This window comes from Streptomyces sp. NBC_00620, assembly GCF_026341825.1.
Lineage (GTDB): Bacteria > Actinomycetota > Actinomycetes > Streptomycetales > Streptomycetaceae > Streptomyces.
The window spans coordinates 1,836,708-1,857,439 of record NZ_JAPENY010000002.1; the positions used below are offsets into that span (position 1 = coordinate 1,836,708).

Here is a 20,732-nt window from a genome sequence, read left to right on the forward strand (position 1 = left end):
CACTCTGTATCGTCATCGGCACGTTGTAGGCTTTGACGGTGCCGAAGCTGTGGAACGAGACCATCGAGGAGCACCGGCGCGCGGTGCGCGACGCTGTGCTGGAAGCCACGGTGGCGCTGGTGGCCGAGCAGGGGCTACGGGGCGTGACGATGTCGCGGATCGCCGAGGAGACCGGGATCGGCCGGGCCACGTTGTACAAGTACTTCCCGGACGTCGAGTCGATCCTGCTGGCCTGGCACGAGCGTCAGATCACCGGGCACCTGCATCAGCTCGCCGAACTCCGGGACGGCCCCGGGGGTGCGGGCGAACGGCTGGCGGCGGTCCTGGACACGTACGCGTTCATCCAGCACCGGCGGCACGGCCACGGCGCGGAGCTCTCGGCCCTGCTGCACCGCGGCGAACACGTCCTGCACGCCGAGCGGCATCTCCACGGCTTCGTACGGGATCTGCTCGCCGAAGCCGCGGCGGCGGGGGAGGTCCGGGACGACGTCGCGCCGGACGAGCTGGCCACCTACTGCCTGCACGCCCTCGCGGCGGCGGGCGGTCTGCCCTCCGAGGCCGCGGTCCGGCGGCTCGTCGCGGTCACCGTGGCCGGGCTGCGCCGCCCGAGCTGACCTCTCGCGGGATGGTGTCCCGCTCCTGATGCATCGTCAGAACCTCGGTGCGAACAGACCCTCCGTTCAGAGGAAGCCTTGCCGCGCTCCATTCGGGGTGGCCGGTCAGGGGTGTCCCCGGCGTGCTTGATCGGTCACTCCTGATCGGTGCCTGAGTCAGTCGGCCCTTCAGGCACGCCGTTCGCAGGTTGTTGGTCTCTTCAGCCATGGGGAAGCTGGCGTGCGTCGGTGGAGGACAGCGGCCCCTGTTCGGGAGCGTCGCGCACTGAATCGAGGTGAGCATGGCGGATCCGGACGACCGGCAGGCGGAAGAGGGCGGCTACGTCGCCCAGGTGATGTCGGTGCTGGCAACCGGCCTGGAACGGGTCGCGCTGCACTGGCGGGGGCGGGATGTGACGGCGGGGGAGTTCACCGACTCGGTGAACGGTGTGGCCCACAAGCTGCGTGGGCTCGGGGTCGGGGCCGGCAGCGTGGTCGGCATTCTGGTGGCGCCCAACAGTCCCGAGATGTTCTATGTGCGCTACGCGGCCCACGAGCTCGGCGCGGCCGTCTGCTATCTCCGGTCCACGAACCCGGGATCCTCGGCGGAAGTGCTGCCCCTGGAAGCCCAGTTGACGATCCTGCTCGACACGTCGGCAGATGTTCTCTATGCCGACGACGAAAACGCCGTACGCGCAAAGGAGTTGGCCGGTCTCGCGCCGGGCGGCTTACAGCTCGCCGGCTTAGCGGACCGCGGCTCCGAGGAGGTCAAGGAGGCCGAAGAGTTCGGGGTCTGGGATCCGCAGGCCCTCGCCGTGATCGCGTTCACGAGCGGCAGCACCGGGAGGCCCAAAGGGATTCGTCAGTCGGGGCGGATCTGGGACAGCATCGTACGGACCACGATGACCGCGATCACCGAGCCGGACCACGCACGGATGCTCGTCACCACCCCCCTCAGCCACACGGTCGGACCGATGGCGGACGCGGTCCTCGCCTCCGGCGGAACCGTCTTCCTGCACGAGGAGTTCGACCCTTCGGAGACACTGAGAGCCATTGAGGAACACCGGATCACCCGGACGCTCGTGGCGACTCCGCACCTGTACCAGCTCCTCGACCACGACAGCATCGCGACCACCCGACTGTCCTCCCTGCGGCAGCTGATCTACACCGGCTGCGCCGCCGCGCCCGCCAGAATCGCGGAGGCGGTGAGCGTCTTCGGGTTCGCGCTCGTGCAGGGCTACGGCACCACCGAAGGCGGCCGCGTCACCCTCCTCGATCCCGGGGACCATCAGGACGCGCGGCTGCTGTCCACGGTGGGGCGACCGTTTCCCGAAGTCGAACTCAAGGTGTGTGACCCCGACTCCGGCCAGGAGCTGGCGGTCGGTGGGACCGGCGAGGTGTGGCTCCGCTCGCCGCATGTGATGGACGGGTACTTGGCGGACCCCGAGCTGACGGCGCAGGTGCTGCGCGACGGGTGGTACCGCACGGGCGACATCGGCTGCCTCGACGAGAAGGGGTATCTGCGCCTCCTCGACCGCATCGCCGATGTGGTCAAGACCCAGGGCGTCAAGGTCTATCCGGCGGTGGTGGAGCGGGAGATCCTCGCGCTGCCCGGTGTCGGACAGGCCGCTGTCTACGGCGTCCGCGACGCCGACAACATCGAGCGCCTGAACGCCGCGATCGTGGCACGGCCAGGAGCGCGGATCAGCCCCGACGACATCCGGTCGAGGGTCGCCGCCGCGCTCTCCGCCCAGCACGCGCCCGAAGTGATCCTGCTGCTCGACGAGCTTCCGCTCAACGACTCCGGCAAGCCGGACAAGCGCCGGCTGCGTTCCCTCGGCTCCGCCGCAGCGTGACGGGACCCACGAGCCCGGCCCCGGTCCGCCGAATACCTGGCAAACCCGAACGACAGTCACCAGAGAGCGAGTTGACGCAATGACTCTTCACGTGGACCTCTTCTCGCAAGAGATGAAGGAATTCGCCCACCACAAGCGGCAGTTTCTGGAGATCGGACGGAACGCCGGACGGTTTCCCAGCGCCGTCGCACGACAAGGGCACGACGGTACCGACGTGGAGATCAGCGTCTGGTGCAGCAACGACTACCTCGGCATGGGGCAGAACCCCTCCGTGATCGAGGCCATGAAGGAAGCCATCGACGCGTTCGGAGCGGGCTCCGGCGGCTCCCGCAACATCGGCGGGACCAACCACTACCACGTACTCCTCGAGAAGGAACTCGCGGCGTTCCACGGCAAGGAAGCCGCGCTGCTCTTCAGCTCCGGATACACCGCGAACGACGGCGCCCTGTCCGTCCTGGCCGGCCGGATGCCCGGCACCATCGTCTACTCGGACGCGCTGAACCACGCGTCGATCATCGACGGCCTGCGCCACAGCGGCGCCCAGAAGCGCATCTTCCGGCACAACGACGTCGCGCACCTCGAAGAACTGATCGCCGCCGACCCCGCCGACCGGCCCAAGCTGATCGTGCTCGAGTCGGTGTACTCCATGTCCGGCGACATCGCACCGCTCGCCGAGATCGCCGACATAGCCAAGCGGTACGGCGCCAGCACCTTCCTCGACGAGGTGCACGCGGTCGGCATGTACGGTCCCGAAGGAGCGGGCATCGCCGCCCGGGAGGGCATCGCCGACGACTTCACCGTCATCATGGGCACCCTCGCCAAGGGATTCGGCACCGCGGGCGGCTACATCGCCGGGCCCGCCGCCCTGGTCGACGCGGTACGCAGCTTCTCCCGCTCGTTCATCTTCACCACCTCCCTGCCGCCGGCCATCGCCGCCGGCGCGCTCGCCGGGGTCAGGCACCTGAGGTCCTCCGACGAGGAGCGCGACCGGCTCCGGGACAACGCGCAGCTGCTCCACCGGCTTCTCGACGAGCGGAACATCCCCTTCGTCTCGCCCATGTCCCACATCGTCTCCGTCTTCGTCGGCGACGACAGCCTCTGCCGGAAGGCTTCCGAATTCCTCCTGCAGCGTCACGGCATCTACGTGCAGGCCATCAACGCCCCCAGCGTCAAGGCCGGCGAAGAGATCCTGCGTGTCGCACCCTCCGCCACGCACACGTCGAGCGACGTCGAGAAGTTCGCCGAGGCGCTCGACGGTATCTGGCAGGAGCTCGACATCCCCCGCACCGAGCACACGCGCGGCAACTGACACGGAGTCGTCGGCGGTCGGACGCGCTCTGGCGTCCGGCCGCCGTCGGCCGTTCCCAGCGGAGGTGGAGATCTGATGACTCTCTCGGTAGCCGCGGTACTCGCCGAATCCGCGGCTCGGCGCCCGGACCACCCGGCGATCGTCTTCGGCACGGAACGGGTGACGTACAGCGAACTCTGGTTCCGGGCACGGCAGTACGCGACCGTGTTCCGCGAGCAGGGGATCAACCCCGGTGACCGGGTCGCGCTGCTTCTGCCCAACGGGCTCGAGTTCCCGGCCGCCTATTTCGGGGTGCTGGCCCTCGGCGCGGTCGTGGTGCCCGTGAACGCGCTGCTCCGGGCGGCGGAGATCGAGCACGTCCTGAGCGACTCCGGCGCCAAACTGCTGATCTGCGCCGCTCCGTTGCTCGTCGAAGGAGGCAAGGCAGCCGAGGCCAGTGGGGTTCCGGTGCTCATCACGGGCGCGGACGGGGTCGACGCGCTCGCCGAGGGGGCCGAACCGGTCAGCGGCTGCGCGCCGAGCGAGCCCGGTGACATCGCGGTGATCCTCTACACCTCCGGCACCACGGGCCGGCCCAAGGGCGCGATGCTCACCCAGCTCAACATCACGATGAACATCCAGGTCGGGATGGACTCCCCGTTCGACTTCCGGCCCGATGACGTGCTGCTCGGCTGTCTCCCGCTGTTTCACACCTTCGGCCAGATCTGCGGGATGGGGACCTGCTTCCGGGCCGGCGCCACCATGGTCCTGATGGAGAGGTTCGACGCCGCGCGGGCACTCGACCTCATGGTGACCCATGGGTGCACCGTGCTCATGGGCGTACCGACGATGTATCTCGCCCTCCTGGACGCGGCCGCCGCCGACGGGCGACGGCCACCCCTCGACCGTGCCTTCTCCGGAGGATCGGCGCTGCCGGTCACGGTCCTCGAGGAGTTCCAGGAGACGTTCGGATGCCAGATCTACGAGGGGTACGGGCTGACGGAGACCTCGCCCGTGGTCGCTTACAACCAGCGGGCGTGGCCCTGCCGGCCGGGCACCGTGGGACGGCCGGTCTGGGGCGTCGACGTGGAGATCGCCAGAGCAGATCTGGAGGGCCGGATCGAGCTGCTGCCCACCGGTGAGGTGGGGGAGATCGTCATCCGGGGGCACAACGTGATGGCCGGGTATCTCAATCGGCCCGAGGCGACGGCCGAGGTGATGGTCGACGGCTGGTTCCGCTCGGGCGATCTCGGGGTGAAGGACAGCGAGGGGTATCTGTCCATCGTCGACCGGAAGAAGGACCTCGTGCTGCGCGGCGGCTACAACGTCTACCCGCGGGAGATCGAGGACGTACTGGTGCACCACCCGGCGATCGCCCAGGTCGCCGTCATCGGTGTCCCGCACGCCCTGCACGGCGAGGAGGTCTGCGCCGTGGTGCTCACCAGGCCGGGTCTCGCACCCGGACCGGCGCTCGGCGCCGAGATCACCGCCTGGAGCAGGGAACGGCTCGCCGCGTACAAGTACCCGCGGCGGGTGGAGTTCGTCGACGCGTTCCCGCTCGGCCCCAGCGGAAAGGTCCTCAAGCGGGAGCTGGTGACACTCTTCTCCGCAGCGTCCGCAGCGTCCGCAGCGTCCGCAGCGTCCGCAGCGTCCGCAGCGTCCGCAGCGTCCGCCGGGCGCTGACCGCACGCGAAACTCCTGGTGGTACGGATCGCCGCTCGGGCCATCCGTACCACCAGGAGTCGCTTTGTCTCAACCGGAGTTGGCGAGCGCGAGCTGGGCGGCGAGTTCGGGCTGCAGGGCGGTCATTACGTCGATGAAGTCCTCGTGCGCGCCACGCTCGGGCGGGGTGGCGCTGTAGGAGCGGAGCGCCTGGAGGTTCCACTGGAAGTCCTGGAGCTGTTCCACATGGGGGCGGCGGATCCGCTCGTAGTCGTCGATCCGGCTCGGGTCGCCGGAACTGAGCGAGTCGTGGATGGCCCGGGCGAGCGAGGCACCGCTCTGCAGGGACTGGTTGAGCCCCTGCCCGCCGAGCGTGTGCAGGCCGTGCGCGGTCTCCCCGAGCAGCAGGACCCTGCCCGCCCGCCACGAGGCGGCCCGCCAGAGGGAGAAGTTGAGCCTGATCAGCGGGGAGACACGGTCCTTGGCCTCGTCCAGCCAGCCGGACAGCTCCGGGTCGATCTGCCGCAGCTGTTCGGCCAGCGCGGCCGGCCCGCCCTGGTCCAGTGCCTCCTCCTGGTCCCGGTCGGGCGACCAGACCACGGCGAGCGACCGGGTCGGGATGGGAATGGTGAAGAGCGCGCTGGGCGCCTTGTGCCGTACCAGCAGCACGGGTTCACGGCCGGGTACGGCGGGTGTGACGACGAGCCACGCGGGCCGGTCGAAGGCCGAGACGTCGAGGGAGATTCCGACGAGATCGCGCAGCGCGGAATTCCGTCCGTCGGCGGCGACGGCGTATGCGGCCCGGACACGGACGGGCGTGGCCGCGTCGGAGCCGTCCGTGCGGGCGAGGGTGAGCAGCACTCCGGAGTCGTCCTGCTCGACGGCGACCACACCCTCCCCGGTCCGTACGGTCGCGCGGGGTTCACCCCGCAGCCCGGCGAGAGCCGCCTGCACGAGCGTGCCGGTCGGGACGGTCAGGCCGTGCGTACGGGCGGTGCCCGGATGGTCGGCGTAGCGCCAGCTGGACAGCAGTCCGGCGCTCCCGTGGTCGTCGACGCCAAGGACCGGCTGGCCGTCCTGGACGAGAGCGTCCTCGATGCCCTCGTCGGCGAGCAGACCGAGCGTCGGAGGGGCCAGCAGGGGAGAGATTCCCGCCCCCGCGGGCTCGAACTCCGCCTGGGGCGAGACCAGTACGACCGACTGGCCGGAGCGTGCGCACAGCAGCGCCGCGAAGAGTGCCGTGGCGCCGCTGCCGACCACGCACACGTCCGCCTCGATGTCAGGCCTGGGCCGACCGTCTGTAGTCACTGCTGCTCCTCCTGCTTGCTTCAACAGAGTCAGCAGCATCCTCACGCCGCCCGATCACCTGCCGGGTGTCCGCCCGGACCGTCCGTTCGGAGTCGGCGCGCGGAACCGTTCGGGCTGCCCGTTCGGGTACGGCAGCGGGAAAGGGCTTTCGATGAGGTTCCGCTTTACCGGCGTCGATCGACGCGGCGGTCGGCTACAGAGAAAGTACAGCGACGCCGTGTTGCATGGAGCACGAGCCGCAGTGGATCGGAATCCTTTCAGCGCGGAGGGGCTTCCGATGGACCCGCGGCCCGAACGGGGAGGTAAGTGATCTTGAATTTGACGTCCGCAAGACCCGCACCGATGAATTGCCCACTGCTCACATGCGGCTGTCCATAGCCGAAAAGGTGGCAGTGTGGTCCGGGCGGGCCACTGGACACCTTGTCCCAGATGACATCGATATCCTTTCGCCGGAAGAAAGGCAGAGATTCTCTGCCTTCCGTGATCCGGTGCGTGCCGCGAACTTTGCCACCGCGCACGCCGAAGTGCGGCGCTGCCTCGCTCAGGTGCTGGACCTCGACCCGGGCGCGATCCGGTTCGGCCGGCACCCGTGCGCCGGCTGCGGCCGGTCCGTGCACGGACGCCCCTACATTCAACACCCGCATACCGACTGGGAGTTCAGCCTCTCACGGTCCGGTCCCTACTGGCTCTGCGCGGCCGCCGCCGGGATGCGGGTGGGCGTCGATCTCGAATGCGTGCGCCGGACGGACTTCGGCTCGCTCGCATCCGTCGTGCTGAGTGAAAATGAACGGACGTACTTCCAGGGTGTCCCCGCGGGGCGCCGCGACGCGGAGTTCATCCGTTGCTGGACCAGGAAAGAAGCAGTTGTCAAGGCGAGTGGAATCGGAGTCGAGGCCACTCTCGGAAATATCGACGTGGGGCCGGGCCGCCGAGCCGCAGTGGTCTCGCACAGTGCCGCCGGATGCGAGGTCGACACCTGGCTGGTGACGGACCTGCCGACCGGGTCCGATTACTTCTCGGCCCTCGCCGTTCCGGCTTTCGAAGAATTTACTTTCTTTTTGGGGGAGAAATCAAGTGTCCACCCGATTGGATGAGAGCGACCTGAAGATCGCGCTGATTCTGGAGAACGAAGTCCGCCGGTACGGGGTCGAGGGGATGCTCCGCTGTCTCGGGGGCATCAGCGGCGTCACCTGCTTCGGCAGTGGCGACGAGGCCCTACGGGCGGGCGGAGCCGCCGCGTTCGACCTGGTCGTGATCTCCGCCGCCGAACTCGCGGCGACGGAGGACCCTGCCGTCGCGGAGCAGCTGAGCGCGCACGACGTACGGCTGCTGCTGCTCGTCGACGGGGCCGACGGCGTCGAGGTACCGCAGAGCACCCACTCCTGTGTCCATGCGCTGGTCGACTGGTCAGGGCTGACTCCGAGGGTCTTCGGTGACGCCGTCTCCGACATCATGGCGGGCAAGTTCTATGTGTCGGCCACTCTCGCCCGGCGGGTGCTGCGGCAGGCGGGGCCCCTGCCGGCCGAGTCACGCCCCTGGGGGCCACCGGGCACGATGCTCACCCCCCGCGAACTCCAGGTGCTGCACCTGGTGGCCGAGGGGCTGAGCAACAAGCAGGCGGCCAGGCGGCTGCAGATCTCGGAGCACGGGGTGAAGCGGCTGGTGGGCAATGTGCTGGCCAAGCTGAACTGCCCCAACCGCACGCTCGCCGTGGTCCGGGCCATCGAGGACGGCCTGTTGGCGGGGCCGAGCCGGGACGCGGGCCGAGGGGTCCACTCCGCAACATCTGTTGCCTAAGCGGTGTAGGCTGGGCAGATGTCCGAATCGACCGCAGAGATTGTGGCGAGGCGCACCGACCCCAGGGTCCTGCGGACCCGCGCGCTGTTGCGGGCCGCAGCGTTGGAGCTCGCCGCCGAGCGGGAACTGCACAGCATCACCATCGCCAACGTCGCCGAACGGGCGACGGTCAACCGCGCCACGGTCTATCAGCACTACCAGGACCTGGACGAGTTGATGCTCGACGCGATGGAGGACGAGCTGGCGGGCCTGATCGGCCTGGCGGCCCGCTGCCCCCTCGTCGTACTGCCGGCCGAGATGCCGCAGGGTTTCCTCGACATGTTCCGGCACGTCGAGACCGAGGCCACGCTCTACCGGCGGATGCTCGGGCCCTGCGGCTCGCCCCGCTTCGTCAACCGGCTGCGCCAGCTGGTCGCCGAGCAGGTCGCTCTCCAGCTGGTGGAGGCCGGAGCCGGACGGGCCGACGAGGCAGGTGTCGAACTGCGGGCGCACTGCTCCGCCGGGGCGTTCATCGGCCTGGTCACCTGCTGGCTGCTCAGGCCCGACTGGCTGCCCGCCGAGGAAGCCGCGGCGCACGCCTGGCAGGGACTGCACCTGGGCGGCGGCAAGACCGCCGGGTAGCACCGTCGGAAGCGGATCGCGGGCAGCGGGCAGCACCGTCAGAAGCAGACAGGAATCCCACCTCTGGGCCAGAGGTGGGATTCCTGCATTTCCGGCACTCCACAAGTCGGCTCACCCTGGCCGAACGGTCAGCCCCGCACGCGCCGATCGGGCGGAAAACGGCTACCTGGAAGGGGCCTTGGCCTGTCGTCCGGCTGCCGAGATCGTGGTGGTCAGCACCGCTGAGATCCGGTGCCGACCACCACAGGAGAGGGACACATGGAGAGCAAGCGTCTGACGGCCGACGAGCCCGGCTCGGCAGCGGACGTGCCCGTTCGCAACATGCTGTCCGCGCCACCGTCGCTGGTCGACGAGCAACTGGCCACGCGGATGGGCATCGAGGTCATCTCCATCGAACCCGAGCGGGTGGTCGCGACCATGCCCGTACGGGGCAACATGCAGCCCTTCGGCTGGCTGCACGGAGGAGCGAACGCGGTACTGGCGGAGACGCTGGGTTCGGTTGCGGCCGGCCTCTGGGTGGCGCCGCGGGGCGCCGTGGCAGGGCTCGAACTGTCCTGCACCCACCACAAGTCGGTGCGCTCGGGTCTGGTCACCGGGGTCTGCACGCCGCTGCATCTCGGCAGCCGGGTGGCCACCTACCAGATCGAGATCACCGACGAGAAGGGGCGGCCCACCTGCACGGCACGCCTGACCTGCCTGGTGCACAAGCGCTGAAGGAGGCGTGGACCAATGTCTACGGACGTAGTTGGAGCGGACGGTGTCACGGTCTGGGACAGCCCGAACGCGGAGGCGTTCCGGGGGGCCATGGGCCTCTTCCCGACGGGCATCGCCGTCATCACCGTCGGCCAGGGACCCGGTACGGAGGCGATGACCGCCAGCTCGGTCACCTCCATCTCGCTGGAACCGACCCTCGTCCTGGTGAGCGTCAACGCCGCCGGCCGGCTGGTCGCCGCCATCGACAGCGCCGGGGGCTTCGCGGTGAACGTCCTTGCCCAGGACCAGACGGAGCTCTCGCAGCGGTTCGCCGCACGTGACCGGCCGAGCGGCCTGGTCGCGCAGGAACTGCTCGGCTCCGTCGCCGGGCGCAGCGGCCACCTGGTGGTGCCCGACGCTCTGGTGTCCCTGGAGTGCACCACCGAGTACCGGTACCCGGGCGGGGACCATGTGCTCTACCTGGGCCTGGTGCGGGGGATGAGGGTGGCGGACCCGGTACGGCCCCCGCTGGTGTTCCACCGCGGGGCGTACACCCGGCTGCCGGGCTGAACCGAAGCCTTCCGATGCCCGGCCGGCGGATACCCGCACGACCGACCGACGACTGATGCCCGGCCGATCGGCCGGGCCCACAAATGAGGTGTGTTTCATGGCACGTTCGGTGCTGGTCACCGGCGGAAACCGGGGCATCGGCCTGGCCGTCGCCCGGGCGTTCCAGGCGCAGGGCGATGCGGTGGCTGTCACCCACCGCGGCTCCGGTGCGCCCGAAGGGCTGCTGGGAGTGGAGTGCGACGTCACCGATCCGGACCAGGTGGCGCGGGCGTTCGGTGAGGTGGAGGCCGTACAGGGGCCGGTCGACGTGCTGGTGTCGAACGCCGGGATCACCGACGACCGGCTGATGCTGCGGATGACCGACCCGCAGTTCCTGCGGGTGCTCGACACCAACCTGGGCGGTGCGTTCAGGACCAGCCGGAAGGCGGCCGCGGCAATGCTGCGCAAGCGGCAGGGGCGGGTCGTCTTCATCTCCTCGGTCGCCGGACTGCGCGGCTCCGAGGGGCAGGCCAACTACGCGGCGAGCAAGGCCGGGCTGGTCGGCCTTGCCCGATCGCTGGCGCGCGAGCTCGGCTCGCGGGGCATCACCGTCAACGTGGTCGCGCCGGGTCTGGTGGAGACCGACATGACCGCGAAGCTGCCCGAGGCACGGCGGGCACAGATGATCGGGGACGTACCGCTGGGCCGGATCGCCGACCCCGCAGAGATCGCGTCCGCGGTGGTCTGGCTCGCCTCGCCCGGGGCGTCCTATGTGACCGGCGCCGTCATCCCCGTCGACGGAGGCCTCGGCATGGGGCACTGACCCCGGCCACCGTGACCGCAAACAGCTGATCCGCCGTCAGGAGGCCTCTCCTGGCGGCGGATCAGTCTTGTCGGGGCCGTGCTACTGGCCCGCGCCCTGCCTGGCGAAGAACGCCCGGGCCTGCTCGCCCGTCCACTCGTAGGAGTCGGTGACGCCGCGGAGCGCGCCGTTGAAATGGGGAGCCACAAAGCGGGCGAGCAGCTCGAAGCTCCGCTTCATCTGCTCCCGCTGCGCCCAGTCCATGACGGTGACAAGGAGCCGGCCGAAGCCACCAGTGGCCTCCTGGATGTCCCGGACGGCCTGGACGCACTCGTCGACCGAGCCGATGATCGCGCTGCGCCGGTCGATCGCCTCCTCCAGCGCCTTGCGGGCCTCCGCACGGGAGTGCACCGGCGGTGCGCCGACCAGAGCCCAGTACTCGTTGCGGTAGCGCATCCAGCCGTCGACGATCTCGTCCAGTGCCTGGGAACGGCTCTCCGACACGTGCACGGCCAGCGTCACCCGCCAGTCGGCCCGGTCGATCGTGCGGCCGTGCTCGGCCGCCGCCTCCTCCGCGTGCTGCCACTGGCCGACGAGGTCGCCGATCTGGCTGCCAGGGCGGGGCGGGATACCGAAGGAGATCGGGCTGATCCCGTGCTGGCCCGCAAGGCGCATACCGAACGGGGAGGTGGCACTGGACACCGCCAGCGGCAGCCCGGTCTTCGCGTACGGACGCAACTGGAGCCGTGCGTCGCGGAGTTCGAACCAGTCGGTGCGGGCGGTGACCGGCTTCTCGCCGTCCAGCAGCTGAAGGATCACCTCCAGCGACTCCGCCGTGCGCCGACGCGTGTCCGCCGGGTCGATGCCGAGGAAGTGCATGTCCGAGGGGATGGAGCCGGCTCCGACGCCGAGGGTGAACCGTCCCCGGGTCAGCTGGTCCAGCTGTACGGCCCGCGAGGCGACCATGAACGGGTGGTGGTACGGCAGGCTGACCACCCCGGTGCCGAGCCTGATGTGCCGGGTGCGCTCGGCCGCGGTGGCGATGAACAACTCGGGCGAGCTGACGGTTCCCCAGCCGGCCGAGTGGTGCTCGCCGACCCAGAGTTCGTCGAAGCCGAGTTGGTCGAGCCACTCGGCCAGCTCGAGGTCCCGCCACAGCGACAGGGCCGGGTCCTCGCCCAGCGGGTGAAGGGGTGAAAGGAAGGCGCCGAAGCCCATCCGGTCCAATTGAGGCTCCTCACAAGGTCGTTGACGTACTCGATGACAGGTCGCAGGCGGTGCAGAGCTCGACCAGCGGGGCCAGCCAGCCGTACGCGGGCCACTGCGGCACGGTCGGCTCCGCGGCGGGCAACCCCGGCGAACCGTCCGCGCTCCCGCGGCGCAGCAGCAGCGCCACGGCGGCGTCGCCCTGCGGCAGCGGCCCGAACAGCCGTGCCGAGCCCACGCGTTCGCGCACCCAGTCGACGCGCTCATTGGCCGCGGTCTCGACGCCGATCACCAGCACCTGCTCCACCTCCTCCTCGTCCAGCAGGAGGTCCGCCAGCTGCAGCGCCTCGGCGGCCGGGTCCGTGCCCGCCGAGATACAGCTGATGGGGCCGGTGATGCCGTACCGCTTGGTCAGATGGCCGAGGATCGACGTGGTCACCGACTGGAAGAACAGCAGCGGGCTGTGCACCTGGCCCGCGACCAGCCGCTGGGTCGCGACGTCGGACGTGGTGGTGTCGCCGTAGGTGGTGGCCAGCACGATGGCGGTCCGCCCGGGGCGGCCCGCGGTCAGATCGTGCTCGGTCCCCGGATCGCCGAGACAGGCGCCGGCGACCTCGGCGACCAGCGGGCTGAACCGCGACAGCACAAAGCCCGGAACATTGGGCAGTTCGGCGGGCGCGGCGCCGGGCAGGCCGTCGGCGGCCTCCCCCCAGGGCGCCCGGCAGGCCGCCGCCACGATCGAGCGCGGCTGTGCGAGCAGCGTGGTCATGCGATTCCTTTCAGGGTGCGGACGCGGAACACGGCGGTGACGTGGAGACGCCGCTCACGCCCGCTTCAGGACAAGTGCCGCGTTCACCCCGCCGAACGCGGCGTTGAGGGAGAGCGCGTGCGTGACGGCAGCACGGCGGGCCTCGCGCGGCACGTAGTCCAGGTCGCAGCCGGGGTCCGGCTCCTGGTAGCCGACCGTGGGCGGCAGGATGCCGTCGCGGAGCGCGAGCAGCGTGATCACCGCCTCCACGGCCCCGGTGGCCTCGAGCATGTGTCCGGTGCTGCCCTTCGTCGAGCTCACCGGGACGGCCGGCGCGTGCGCGCCGAAGATCCCGTGCAGCGCCGCCGTTTCCGCGACATCGTTCAGCGGGGTGCCGGTGCCGTGCGCGTTGACGTACCCGATCCGCTCGGGCGCCAGCCCCGCGCTGCGCAGCGCGGCGCGGGCGGCCCGGGCCAGCCCCTCACCCCGCGGGTGCGGCTTGATGACGTGGTACGCGTCGGCGGCCATGCCCCAGCCCGCCACCTCGGCGAGCACCTCGGCACCGCGTGCCCGTGCGCGCTCGGCCGACTCCAGGACCAGCACGGCCGCGCCGTCGCCCTGGAGAAGACCCGCCCGGCCCGCCGCGAACGGCCGGACGACACCCTTCCGGCTCAGCGCCTTGCCGGAGTCGAACTTCGCGAACACATCCTCGGTGACCAGGTACGCGCCGCCGCAGACCACCGTGTCGGCCGCCCCACGCCTGATCAGCGCGGCGCCGTGCGCGATCGCGTTGGTCGAGGCGACGCAGGCGTTGACGAAGGCGAGCCGCGGACCGTCCAGGCCGAAGGCCTCGCCGATGCCGTGCGGCAGCCGGGCAGGCATGCTGTCCAGCGTCCGCCGGTCCCCGGGGTCCCGGCCCGCCGCCATGTCCGTCCAGAAGGACCGGCTCGCGGAGTGATCGCCGTTGGTGCCGAGGAGCACCGGCGCACCCGTCGCCTCGGTGCCCGCCATCCGCAGCGCCTCCGCGGTGCACGCGTGCAGCACTTCGGCCTGCGTGGGGGTGTAGCCGGGCTTGACCGGTACCCCGGGGATCTCGGGCCCGTGGCCTTCGTAGGTGGCGGCTTGCTTCGCGTGGAAGGGGGTGGTGTCGAAGCGGGTGACCGGGACGAACCCCGGCCGGCCCGCGAAGACGCCCTCGCGCAGTGCCTCGGCGCCGAAGCCGAAGGCGGTGAGTACTCCGTAACCGGTGATCGCCACCTCAGGACGCATGCCGGGCCTCCGTCCCACTGGCCGCGCTCGCCCCGCCGGCCCCGTCCGGCAGCAGCCGGACCAGGTTGCGGTGCAGCGAGCCGATCGTGTCGCTCGCGGCCAGCTCGTCCTCGTCCTCGGGACCGACGACGATCCCGTGGCGTTCGTCGAGCAGGTGGACCAGCCAGACGAAGGTCAGGGAATCGAGGGCGAGTTCGGTCCCGGTGTCCCAGTCCTCGAGCAGCTGACCGCTGTCGCGCAGCAGCTGTGCCACATCGGTTTCGGTGATCACTGGGCCGCGCTGCCCGCCGCAAGCGCCGACCGCCGGTCGACGACCGCGTCCACGAACCGGCCGAGGTTCGGGACCAGTTGCGGTTCGAGGTCCTCCTCGGGCAGGTCGATGCCGTACTCACCCTCGAGCTGCAGCACCAGCTCGATCATGGCGAGCGACTCGAGCCCCAGCCCTTCCTCGCCGAGCGGGAGGCCGTCCTCGACCTGCGCGGGCAGCGGGAGATTGATGACGTCCCTGATCACCGTCAGGATGAACTCTCGGGTCTCTTCATGCATGGCGTCTCCGTACGTGGTTGTCCGGCCCGATGGGCCGGGCATGGCTGTTGATCCTGCTCACCGCGGTCCGCCTGACGGCAGGCCCGCAGGGCCGCTCAGCGGACCGGGACCCGCTGGACCGCGCCGAGCCGCTCGGTGAGCCGCGGGGTCTCGTGCACCGCGGCCGACAGGGTGCGGATCACGCTTGCGGGCGTGCTGCTCTCGAAGAAGCTGCGTCCGACCGCGAGACCGCTGCAGCCCGCCGCGATCACACCGGCGGCGTAGTTGGCCAGGTCGGCGTCGCTCCTGCTCGGGCCGCCGGCGACCAGTACCGGGATCGGGCAGCTCTCGACGACCTCCGACATCCGCTCCAGCGGCGCCGACCAGGTGGTCTTCACCATGGAAGCGCCAAGGTCCGCCGCCACGTTGACGACGTGCGAGAGCAGCCGGGGGTCGTGCGGGTCGGTGATCCGCGGCCCCCTCGGGTACACCATGGCCAGCAGCGGCATACCCCACCGCCGGCAGGCGTCGGCCACCGAGCTGAGATCCGTCAGCTGCCGGCTCTCGGTGTCGGAGCCGATGTTGACGTGCACACTCACCGCGTCCGCGCCGAGCTGGATCGCCTCTTCGACGTCGCCGACCAGAACCTTGGCGTCGACGTCGGTGGCGTGGGACGTGCTCGCGCTCAGATGCACGATCAGTGCGCAGTCGCGGAGCAGCCCCGGATCGACGGTTGCCGCGCGCCCCTTGTGCACCACGATGGCGTCCGCGCCGCCCGCCACCGCCGTGCGGACCAGCCCGTTGAAGTCTCTGGCGGCGACGATGGGACCGTCTCCCACCGAATGGTCCATCGGCACGAACAGATAACGCCCGTCGCTGTGCCGGGACAGCCGTGACAGGCGCAGCGCCATACCACCGGACCTTGCTGTCATGATCCACCCCTCGTCACCTGGAAGTCTGATTCGGTGACCGAGTCTCACCCCGCGCGCGGCCGCCGCTACCCCTCGAACGGAGTGCCTCTGCGAGTGCGCGCGGCGGCGCCGATCGAGGTACCCGACCGGCCAGCCCCCGCCCTCCGTCCGACCGCCCATCGAGCAGCCCTTTCGCGGCTGTTGGGCCGTGGGTCCGCGCTGACATCGTGCTGATCGGGAAGTCCGGCCGGGGTACGCCGCCGGCCCGGTACGCCTCCGGCAGCGGTACGCCGGAAACAGCCACTCAGCGTAGGGATGGTCAACGTGAAGTTCGCCTGGATCGACATCCGTTCCGTCGAGAAGAACCAGCGGGAGGCGGTGGTGGACGCGGCGATCCACGCCGGTCTCGCCGGGTTCGTCGACGACCGCCTGGAGCTGCTGGCCACTCTGCCGCCGACCGTGCAGAAGGTACTGCTCGCCGCTCCGGACGCGACACTGCCCCCGGAGGCGGCCGATGTCGCCGACGTCGTCCTCACCGCGGTCCGCACGACCGCCGAGCTGGACAAGCTGAAGCTGGTGGCTGCCGAGGCCCCGGCGCGGCACGGCGCGTTCGTCGACGTCGTCGACGACCCGTCGCTCCGGCTCGCCTGCGCGGCCGCACAGGAGCTGGAGCACACGGTGGTGAAGTTCCGCGACCCCACCAAGATCCCGCTGGAGATCGTGATCGCCGCCGCCGACAAGAGCCCCGGCCGGCTCATCTGCGAGGCCGGTGACCTGGAAGAGGCCGGCATCATCGTGGACGTACTGGAGAAGGGCTCGGACGGGCTGCTGCTCGCGCCCAAGGACGCCAACGACATCTTCGGTCTGAACGCCCTGCTCCAGTCCTCGACCCAGGACCTCGAACTGTCCACGCTGACAGTGGAGTCGATCGAGCACAACGGTCTCGGCGACCGGGTGTGCGTCGACACCTGCACCCACTTCGAGAAGGACGAGGGCATCCTGGTCGGCTCGTACGCCCACGGCTTCGTGCTGTGCGTCAGCGAGACCCACCCGCTGCCCTACATGCCCACGCGGCCCTTCCGGGTGAACGCCGGTGCGCTGCACTCGTACGTCATGGGCGCCGACAACCGCACCAACTACCTCAGTGAGCTCAAGGCCGGCAGCACCGTCCTCGGTGTGACGGCGGACGGCCGCACCCGGCGGATCGTGGTCGGCCGGGTCAAGCTCGAATCCCGCCCGCTGCTGACCGTCAGGGCCAAGTCCGAGGAGGGCGTCGAGGTCAGCCTGACGCTGCAGGACGACTGGCACGTGCGGGTGCTCGGTCCCGGCGCCGCCGTACTGAACTGCACCGAGCTCAAGCCCGGCGACAAGCTGCTCGGCTACATCGCCACCGACAAGCGTCATGTCGGCTGGCCTGTGGGCGAGTTCTGCATCGAGAAGTGACGGAGGCGGACAGCGCAATGGCTTCACCGACGGATTTCGACTCCTGGCTCGCGGCATGCCTGTCCGACACCGACCGCGACGCCGAGCTCTGGGCCCATGGCGAACAGGAGGTGACACGCGAGCGGTTGCGGTACGAGACCGGTCGCGCGGCCGGCCGGCTGGCAGCCCACGGCATCCGCGCAGGCAGTACCGTGGCCGTTCAACTGCCGCCCGGTTTCACCCTGTTGTGGTCGGTGTTCGCCCTGTGGAGTTCGGGCGCGCAGGTCATGCTGCTCGATCCGCGGCTGACCCGGGCGGAGACCACCCGGCTGATCGAGGTGTGCGAGCCGCAGTTCCATCTCACCTCGGGCGAGGAACCCCTGCGGGTGGCCGCGTTCCGGGACGAGTGCGAGGTGGTGGTGGAGTCCCGCCCGCAGGGGCGTGCGGCCACCACCGGGCACCGGCTCGTGCAGTTCAGCTCCGGTTCCACGGGTCTGCCCAAGGTGATCGGCCGCACCGGGAAATCGCTGCTGGCCGAGATCGACCGCTTCGCCCACCTCGCGGACATGCCTCGGCCCGGCGAGAGCGTGTTGCTGCTCAGCTCCCTGGTGCACTCCTTCGGGCTGATCGGCGGCGTGCTGCACGCGCTGAACACCGGCGTGGCCCTGCACTTCGCCCGCCGGCCGCACCGCAACGAGCTGCTCCGGATCCTGGTGGACCGTCATGTCGCCGCGGTGTTCGGCGTCCCGGCGCACTTCGATCTGCTGAGCCGGATCGAGGGGCCCGCCGTGCCGGCCACGCTGCGGCTCGCGGTCTCCGGCGGGGAGATCCTGCCCGCCGAGATCTACCAGCGCTTCGAGGAGCGGTATGGCGTACGCATAGGCCAGGCGTACGGCATGACCGAGACGGGCATCATCGCGACCGATCTGACCGGGGCGTACCCGCCGCCGGCCGTCGGTGTTCCGGCGCCGGGGGTCCGCACCGTGATCAAGGACGGCACCCTTCGGGTCAGCCTTCCGGAGAACCCCTATCTGCACGGGGACCACGAAAGCCGTTTCGTGGGCGGCTGGCTCAACACCCATGACCTGTGCACGGCCGGGCCGGACACCGGAGTCCTGGAGATCACCGGCCGCGTCGACTCGGTGGTCGCGATCGGCGGGCTGAAGGTCGATCTGACCGAGGTGGAGTCGGTTCTGACCTCACACGCGGCCGTCACCGAGGCGGTGGTGGTCTACGGGGACGCGATCGAGGCCCATCTGGTCGTGTCCGGCCGGGTGTCCAACGCCGAGCTGCTCGCCTGGTGCCGCGAACAGCTCAGCCCGTACAAGATCCCCAAGGCCTTCCACTTCCCGGCCGTGCTGCCGCGCACCTCCAACGGCAAGCTGATCCGCAACCGTGAACTGCTGCACGCGGCAAGGGAACGGCAGCGGCAGGTGGTGGCCCGGTGATCGACCGCGACTTCGTGGGTGCCGTCCTGGCCCCGTACACCGTCGCGGTGGAGCGCGACCGGCTGCGCCGCTATGCCGCAGCGGTCGGGCTCCCCGGCGCGGTGTTCACCGACGAGACGGCGGCGCGGGCGGCCGGGCACCCCGATCTGCCCGTGCCGCCCGCGCTCCTCGCCGGTCTCGAGCGGCAGGAGCCGGGTGACTTCCTGGCCGACCTGGGGGTGCGGCTGAGCGATGTGCGCCATGTCGAGCAGGGGTTCGTCCATCACCGGACGGTGTACGCCGGAGATCTGCTCACCTTCGCGCCGGTGATCACCGACATCCGTACGCGGCGCGGGCTCGACTTCGTCGTCCGTGACACGGCGGTCACCCGCGACGACGGGCTGGTCGCCGAGCTCCACCAGGTCATCCTCGTACAGCCAGGAGGGAAGTGATGAGCGGGTTCTCGCTCGCGGCGGCGGAGGTCGGCGCGGAGCTGCCCGAACTGCTGCCGGAACAGATCGACCGGGCCACACTGGCGGCCTTCGCCGAGTCGTACGGCGACCTCAACCCGATCCACCTGGACCCGCAGGCGGCCCGCGCGGCGGGACTGGACGATGTGATCGCCCACGGCATGCTCTCCATGGCACTGCTGGGACGGCTCCTCGTCGAATGGGCGCCGGTGGAGGACGTGTTGTCCTTCCGGGTGTCCTTCACCGCCGTCACCACGGTGCCCGCACGGCTCCGCTGCACGGCGCGCGTCAAGGCGATCGAGACGGTCGCCGGGGGGCGGGCGGCGAGGCTGGCACTGGCGGTGCGCCGGGTGGACGGACCGCTGACGGTGCGGGGGGAGGCGCTGGTGCGGATCCCGGCGGTGCCGGCTCCGGGAGCGCGGGCGTCGAGTGTGCGGGCGCCGGGTGTGTCGGCTGTGGCCTCGGGTCCGGCCTCGGGCTCGGCCCCGGTTGCGTCGGCCGCGGTCTCCGTTCCGGCTACCGCCTCGGTGTCGGCTCCGGGCTCCGTGTTGGCCCCGGTTCCGGGCTCCGTGGCGGGTGGACCGGCTGCGGGTCCCGCCTCGGTTGCGTCGGTCCCGGCTTCCGTTTCGACCCCGGCCGTGGTCTCTGTTCCGGCTCCCGCCTCGGCCTTGGTTCCGGGCTCCGTGGCGGCGCCGGTTCCGGGCTCCGTGGCGGCCGTTCCGGCTGCGGGCGCCGCCCCGGTTGTCCCGGCCCCGGCCCCCGCCGCGTGGTCCGTATGAACCGGCCGCGCGATCCATGGATCCGGCCTGCTGCCAAGGGGGAGTCGGAGGCGCCGGTCCGGCTGTTCTGTCTGCCGTACGCGGGTGGTGGTGCGACCGTTTTCCGTGACTGGCTGCGCGATCGTGATCTCGGGCGGCGCGTCGAGGTTCTCGCCGTGCAGCTGCCGGGGCGCGGGAACCGGATCGCCGAGCCGGCGTTCGACGACGCGCGGCTGCTCGCCAAGGAACTGACCGGGGTGCTCGCGCCGTACCTGGACCGTCCCTATGGCATCTACGGGCACAGCATGGGCGGACTCGCCGGACTGGCCCTAGCGCGCGAGCTGGCCCGGTCGCCCGGGCTGAGGCAGCCGGCCGGACTCTTCGTAGGGGCGAGCGTGGCGCCGGGCTCGGTGCGGCCGCAGGCGGTGTGGCGGGGATCGGACGCCGAGCTCACGGAGTGGCTCCGGCGGACCGGTGGCACCCCGGCCTCCGTACTGGCCAAGCCCGCGCTGCTGGAGCTCCTGCTGCCCGCGCTGCGGGCCGACCTCGCGCTGGTGGCGGGCTACCGCCGCCAGCCGTCCGAGGAACTCGCCGTCCCCATCAGGGGGTTCGCGGGCGCCTCGGACCTGCTGACGCCCAGCGGGGCGATGCGCGGCTGGGCCGCGGAGACCGCGGCCGGCTTCACCCTGTCCCAGGTGCCCGGTGGCCACTTCTTCCTCGCCGAATCGAGCCGGGCCGTACTCGAGGCCATCACCGGGCAGTTGCTCGCCGCGGACGGACCCGGCCGGGGCCGGTGAACGTTCCCCAGTTTCCGACACCTGTTGTAC

General features: G+C 70.6%; 22 protein-coding genes. 15 read left to right on the plus strand and 7 right to left on the minus strand.

Translation table 11 applies throughout. The annotated features are described in order from the left end of the window. Nucleotides 1-38 precede the first annotated feature (38 nt). The 4 genes from OG246_RS27530 (at nucleotide 39) to OG246_RS27545 (ending at nucleotide 5,420) form a co-directional block, all read left to right on the plus strand. Nucleotides 39-614 carry a TetR/AcrR family transcriptional regulator gene (locus tag OG246_RS27530; protein ID WP_266469233.1) on the plus strand — a complete coding sequence of 192 codons (576 nt, stop codon included), beginning with the start codon at nucleotides 39-41 and terminating at the stop codon, nucleotides 612-614. Nucleotides 615-895: 281 nt separating this feature from the next. Then, the gene (locus tag OG246_RS27535) at nucleotides 896-2,449 is read left to right on the plus strand and encodes a class I adenylate-forming enzyme family protein (protein WP_266469236.1); all 1,554 of its coding nucleotides are present in this window, start codon (nucleotides 896-898) and stop codon (nucleotides 2,447-2,449) included. A gap of 79 nt (nucleotides 2,450-2,528) precedes the next feature. Further along, on the plus strand, nucleotides 2,529-3,758 hold the full coding sequence (gene hemA, locus OG246_RS27540) for a 5-aminolevulinate synthase (RefSeq protein ID WP_266469240.1): 1,230 nt from the start codon (nucleotides 2,529-2,531) through the stop codon (nucleotides 3,756-3,758). Between the two features lie 75 nt (nucleotides 3,759-3,833). Continuing rightward, nucleotides 3,834-5,420 carry a long-chain fatty acid--CoA ligase gene (locus tag OG246_RS27545; protein ID WP_266469244.1) on the plus strand — a complete coding sequence of 529 codons (1,587 nt, stop codon included), beginning with the start codon at nucleotides 3,834-3,836 and terminating at the stop codon, nucleotides 5,418-5,420. Nucleotides 5,421-5,489: 69 nt separating this feature from the next. Here the strand turns inward: OG246_RS27545 and OG246_RS27550 are convergent, their stop codons facing one another. Then, entirely contained in the window at nucleotides 5,490-6,707 is a 1,218-nt protein-coding gene (locus OG246_RS27550) for an NAD(P)/FAD-dependent oxidoreductase (protein ID WP_266469246.1), read from the minus strand. Nucleotides 6,708-6,931: 224 nt separating this feature from the next. Between OG246_RS27550 and OG246_RS27555 the strand changes: the two genes are divergently transcribed. From OG246_RS27555 to fabG, 6 genes are all read left to right on the plus strand, one after another. Further along, the gene (locus tag OG246_RS27555) at nucleotides 6,932-7,801 is read left to right on the plus strand and encodes a 4'-phosphopantetheinyl transferase superfamily protein (RefSeq protein WP_266469248.1); all 870 of its coding nucleotides are present in this window, start codon (nucleotides 6,932-6,934) and stop codon (nucleotides 7,799-7,801) included. Further along, nucleotides 7,782-8,504 carry a response regulator transcription factor gene (locus tag OG246_RS27560; RefSeq protein ID WP_266469250.1) on the plus strand — a complete coding sequence of 241 codons (723 nt, stop codon included), beginning with the start codon at nucleotides 7,782-7,784 and terminating at the stop codon, nucleotides 8,502-8,504. The genes OG246_RS27555 and OG246_RS27560 overlap by 20 nt, the downstream gene beginning before the upstream one ends. An 18-nt stretch (nucleotides 8,505-8,522) precedes the next feature. After that, nucleotides 8,523-9,125 (plus strand): TetR-like C-terminal domain-containing protein, encoded by a 603-nt coding sequence (locus OG246_RS27565; RefSeq protein WP_266469252.1) that lies wholly within the window; start codon nucleotides 8,523-8,525, stop codon nucleotides 9,123-9,125. A 321-nt stretch (nucleotides 9,126-9,446) separates the two neighbouring features. Beyond that, entirely contained in the window at nucleotides 9,447-9,839 is a 393-nt protein-coding gene (locus tag OG246_RS27570) for a PaaI family thioesterase (protein ID WP_266470948.1), read from the plus strand. Nucleotides 9,840-9,854: 15 nt separating this feature from the next. Next, complete coding sequence (locus tag OG246_RS27575) at nucleotides 9,855-10,388, plus strand: flavin reductase family protein (RefSeq protein ID WP_266469255.1); 534 nt, start codon at nucleotides 9,855-9,857, stop codon at nucleotides 10,386-10,388. Between the two features lie 97 nt (nucleotides 10,389-10,485). Beyond that, a complete protein-coding gene (fabG, locus tag OG246_RS27580; RefSeq protein WP_266469258.1) occupies nucleotides 10,486-11,190 on the plus strand; it encodes a 3-oxoacyl-ACP reductase FabG in 705 nt (234 codons plus the stop codon). Nucleotides 11,191-11,271: 81 nt separating this feature from the next. Here the strand turns inward: fabG and OG246_RS27585 are convergent, their stop codons facing one another. The 6 genes from OG246_RS27585 to OG246_RS27610 form a co-directional block, all read right to left on the minus strand. Beyond that, the gene (locus tag OG246_RS27585) at nucleotides 11,272-12,387 is read right to left on the minus strand and encodes an LLM class flavin-dependent oxidoreductase (protein ID WP_266470952.1); all 1,116 of its coding nucleotides are present in this window, start codon (nucleotides 12,385-12,387) and stop codon (nucleotides 11,272-11,274) included. Between the two features lie 19 nt (nucleotides 12,388-12,406). Then, nucleotides 12,407-13,144 carry a beta-ketoacyl synthase chain length factor gene (locus OG246_RS27590; protein ID WP_266469261.1) on the minus strand — a complete coding sequence of 246 codons (738 nt, stop codon included), beginning with the start codon at nucleotides 13,142-13,144 and terminating at the stop codon, nucleotides 12,407-12,409. A 54-nt stretch (nucleotides 13,145-13,198) separates the two neighbouring features. Further along, nucleotides 13,199-14,392: a beta-ketoacyl synthase gene (locus OG246_RS27595; RefSeq protein WP_266469264.1), complete on the minus strand. Its 1,194-nt coding sequence runs from the start codon at nucleotides 14,390-14,392 to the stop codon at nucleotides 13,199-13,201. Next, complete coding sequence (locus OG246_RS27600) at nucleotides 14,382-14,663, minus strand: hypothetical protein (protein ID WP_266469267.1); 282 nt, start codon at nucleotides 14,661-14,663, stop codon at nucleotides 14,382-14,384. The genes OG246_RS27595 and OG246_RS27600 overlap by 11 nt, the downstream gene beginning before the upstream one ends. Then, a complete protein-coding gene (locus OG246_RS27605) occupies nucleotides 14,660-14,938 on the minus strand; it encodes an acyl carrier protein (protein WP_266469270.1) in 279 nt (92 codons plus the stop codon). Before OG246_RS27605 ends, OG246_RS27600 begins: the two co-directional genes overlap by 4 nt. A 95-nt stretch (nucleotides 14,939-15,033) precedes the next feature. Further along, on the minus strand, nucleotides 15,034-15,849 hold the full coding sequence (locus OG246_RS27610) for a 2-amino-3,7-dideoxy-D-threo-hept-6-ulosonate synthase (RefSeq protein ID WP_266469278.1): 816 nt from the start codon (nucleotides 15,847-15,849) through the stop codon (nucleotides 15,034-15,036). A 303-nt stretch (nucleotides 15,850-16,152) separates the two neighbouring features. On the opposite strand from OG246_RS27610, the gene OG246_RS27615 reads away from it, so the two are divergent. From OG246_RS27615 to OG246_RS27635, 5 genes are read left to right on the plus strand one after another with little or no spacing between them, the layout of a single operon-like run. Further along, on the plus strand, nucleotides 16,153-17,271 hold the full coding sequence (locus tag OG246_RS27615) for a 3-dehydroquinate synthase II (RefSeq protein WP_266469282.1): 1,119 nt from the start codon (nucleotides 16,153-16,155) through the stop codon (nucleotides 17,269-17,271). 17 nt (nucleotides 17,272-17,288) lie between these two features. After that, nucleotides 17,289-18,698 carry a class I adenylate-forming enzyme family protein gene (locus OG246_RS27620; protein ID WP_266469291.1) on the plus strand — a complete coding sequence of 470 codons (1,410 nt, stop codon included), beginning with the start codon at nucleotides 17,289-17,291 and terminating at the stop codon, nucleotides 18,696-18,698. Beyond that, entirely contained in the window at nucleotides 18,695-19,129 is a 435-nt protein-coding gene (locus tag OG246_RS27625) for a MaoC family dehydratase N-terminal domain-containing protein (protein ID WP_266469294.1), read from the plus strand. The genes OG246_RS27620 and OG246_RS27625 overlap by 4 nt, the downstream gene beginning before the upstream one ends. Beyond that, on the plus strand, nucleotides 19,129-19,926 hold the full coding sequence (locus OG246_RS27630) for a MaoC/PaaZ C-terminal domain-containing protein (protein WP_266469297.1): 798 nt from the start codon (nucleotides 19,129-19,131) through the stop codon (nucleotides 19,924-19,926). Before OG246_RS27625 ends, OG246_RS27630 begins: the two co-directional genes overlap by 1 nt. After that, the gene (locus tag OG246_RS27635) at nucleotides 19,923-20,702 is read left to right on the plus strand and encodes a thioesterase II family protein (protein ID WP_266469300.1); all 780 of its coding nucleotides are present in this window, start codon (nucleotides 19,923-19,925) and stop codon (nucleotides 20,700-20,702) included. Before OG246_RS27630 ends, OG246_RS27635 begins: the two co-directional genes overlap by 4 nt. The last annotated feature ends 30 nt before the right edge of the window (nucleotides 20,703-20,732 follow it).

Coding starts and splice junctions, on each gene's coding strand:
- OG246_RS27610 (WP_266469278.1), bottom strand. CDS start 15,849: ATGACAGCAAGGTCCGGTGGTATGGCGCTGCGCCTGTCACGGCTGTCC.
- OG246_RS27620 (WP_266469291.1), top strand. CDS start 17,289: ATGGCTTCACCGACGGATTTCGACTCCTGGCTCGCGGCATGCCTGTCC.
- OG246_RS27585 (WP_266470952.1), bottom strand. CDS start 12,387: ATGGGCTTCGGCGCCTTCCTTTCACCCCTTCACCCGCTGGGCGAGGAC.
- fabG (WP_266469258.1), top strand. CDS start 10,486: ATGGCACGTTCGGTGCTGGTCACCGGCGGAAACCGGGGCATCGGCCTG.
- OG246_RS27535 (WP_266469236.1), top strand. CDS start 896: ATGGCGGATCCGGACGACCGGCAGGCGGAAGAGGGCGGCTACGTCGCC.
- OG246_RS27590 (WP_266469261.1), bottom strand. CDS start 13,144: ATGACCACGCTGCTCGCACAGCCGCGCTCGATCGTGGCGGCGGCCTGC.
- OG246_RS27630 (WP_266469297.1), top strand. CDS start 19,129: ATGAGCGGGTTCTCGCTCGCGGCGGCGGAGGTCGGCGCGGAGCTGCCC.
- hemA (WP_266469240.1), top strand. CDS start 2,529: ATGACTCTTCACGTGGACCTCTTCTCGCAAGAGATGAAGGAATTCGCC.
- OG246_RS27595 (WP_266469264.1), bottom strand. CDS start 14,392: ATGCGTCCTGAGGTGGCGATCACCGGTTACGGAGTACTCACCGCCTTC.
- OG246_RS27605 (WP_266469270.1), bottom strand. CDS start 14,938: ATGCATGAAGAGACCCGAGAGTTCATCCTGACGGTGATCAGGGACGTC.
- OG246_RS27555 (WP_266469248.1), top strand. CDS start 6,932: ATGGAGCACGAGCCGCAGTGGATCGGAATCCTTTCAGCGCGGAGGGGC.
- OG246_RS27635 (WP_266469300.1), top strand. CDS start 19,923: ATGAACCGGCCGCGCGATCCATGGATCCGGCCTGCTGCCAAGGGGGAG.
- OG246_RS27575 (WP_266469255.1), top strand. CDS start 9,855: ATGTCTACGGACGTAGTTGGAGCGGACGGTGTCACGGTCTGGGACAGC.
- OG246_RS27545 (WP_266469244.1), top strand. CDS start 3,834: ATGACTCTCTCGGTAGCCGCGGTACTCGCCGAATCCGCGGCTCGGCGC.
- OG246_RS27565 (WP_266469252.1), top strand. CDS start 8,523: ATGTCCGAATCGACCGCAGAGATTGTGGCGAGGCGCACCGACCCCAGG.
- OG246_RS27570 (WP_266470948.1), top strand. CDS start 9,447: ATGCTGTCCGCGCCACCGTCGCTGGTCGACGAGCAACTGGCCACGCGG.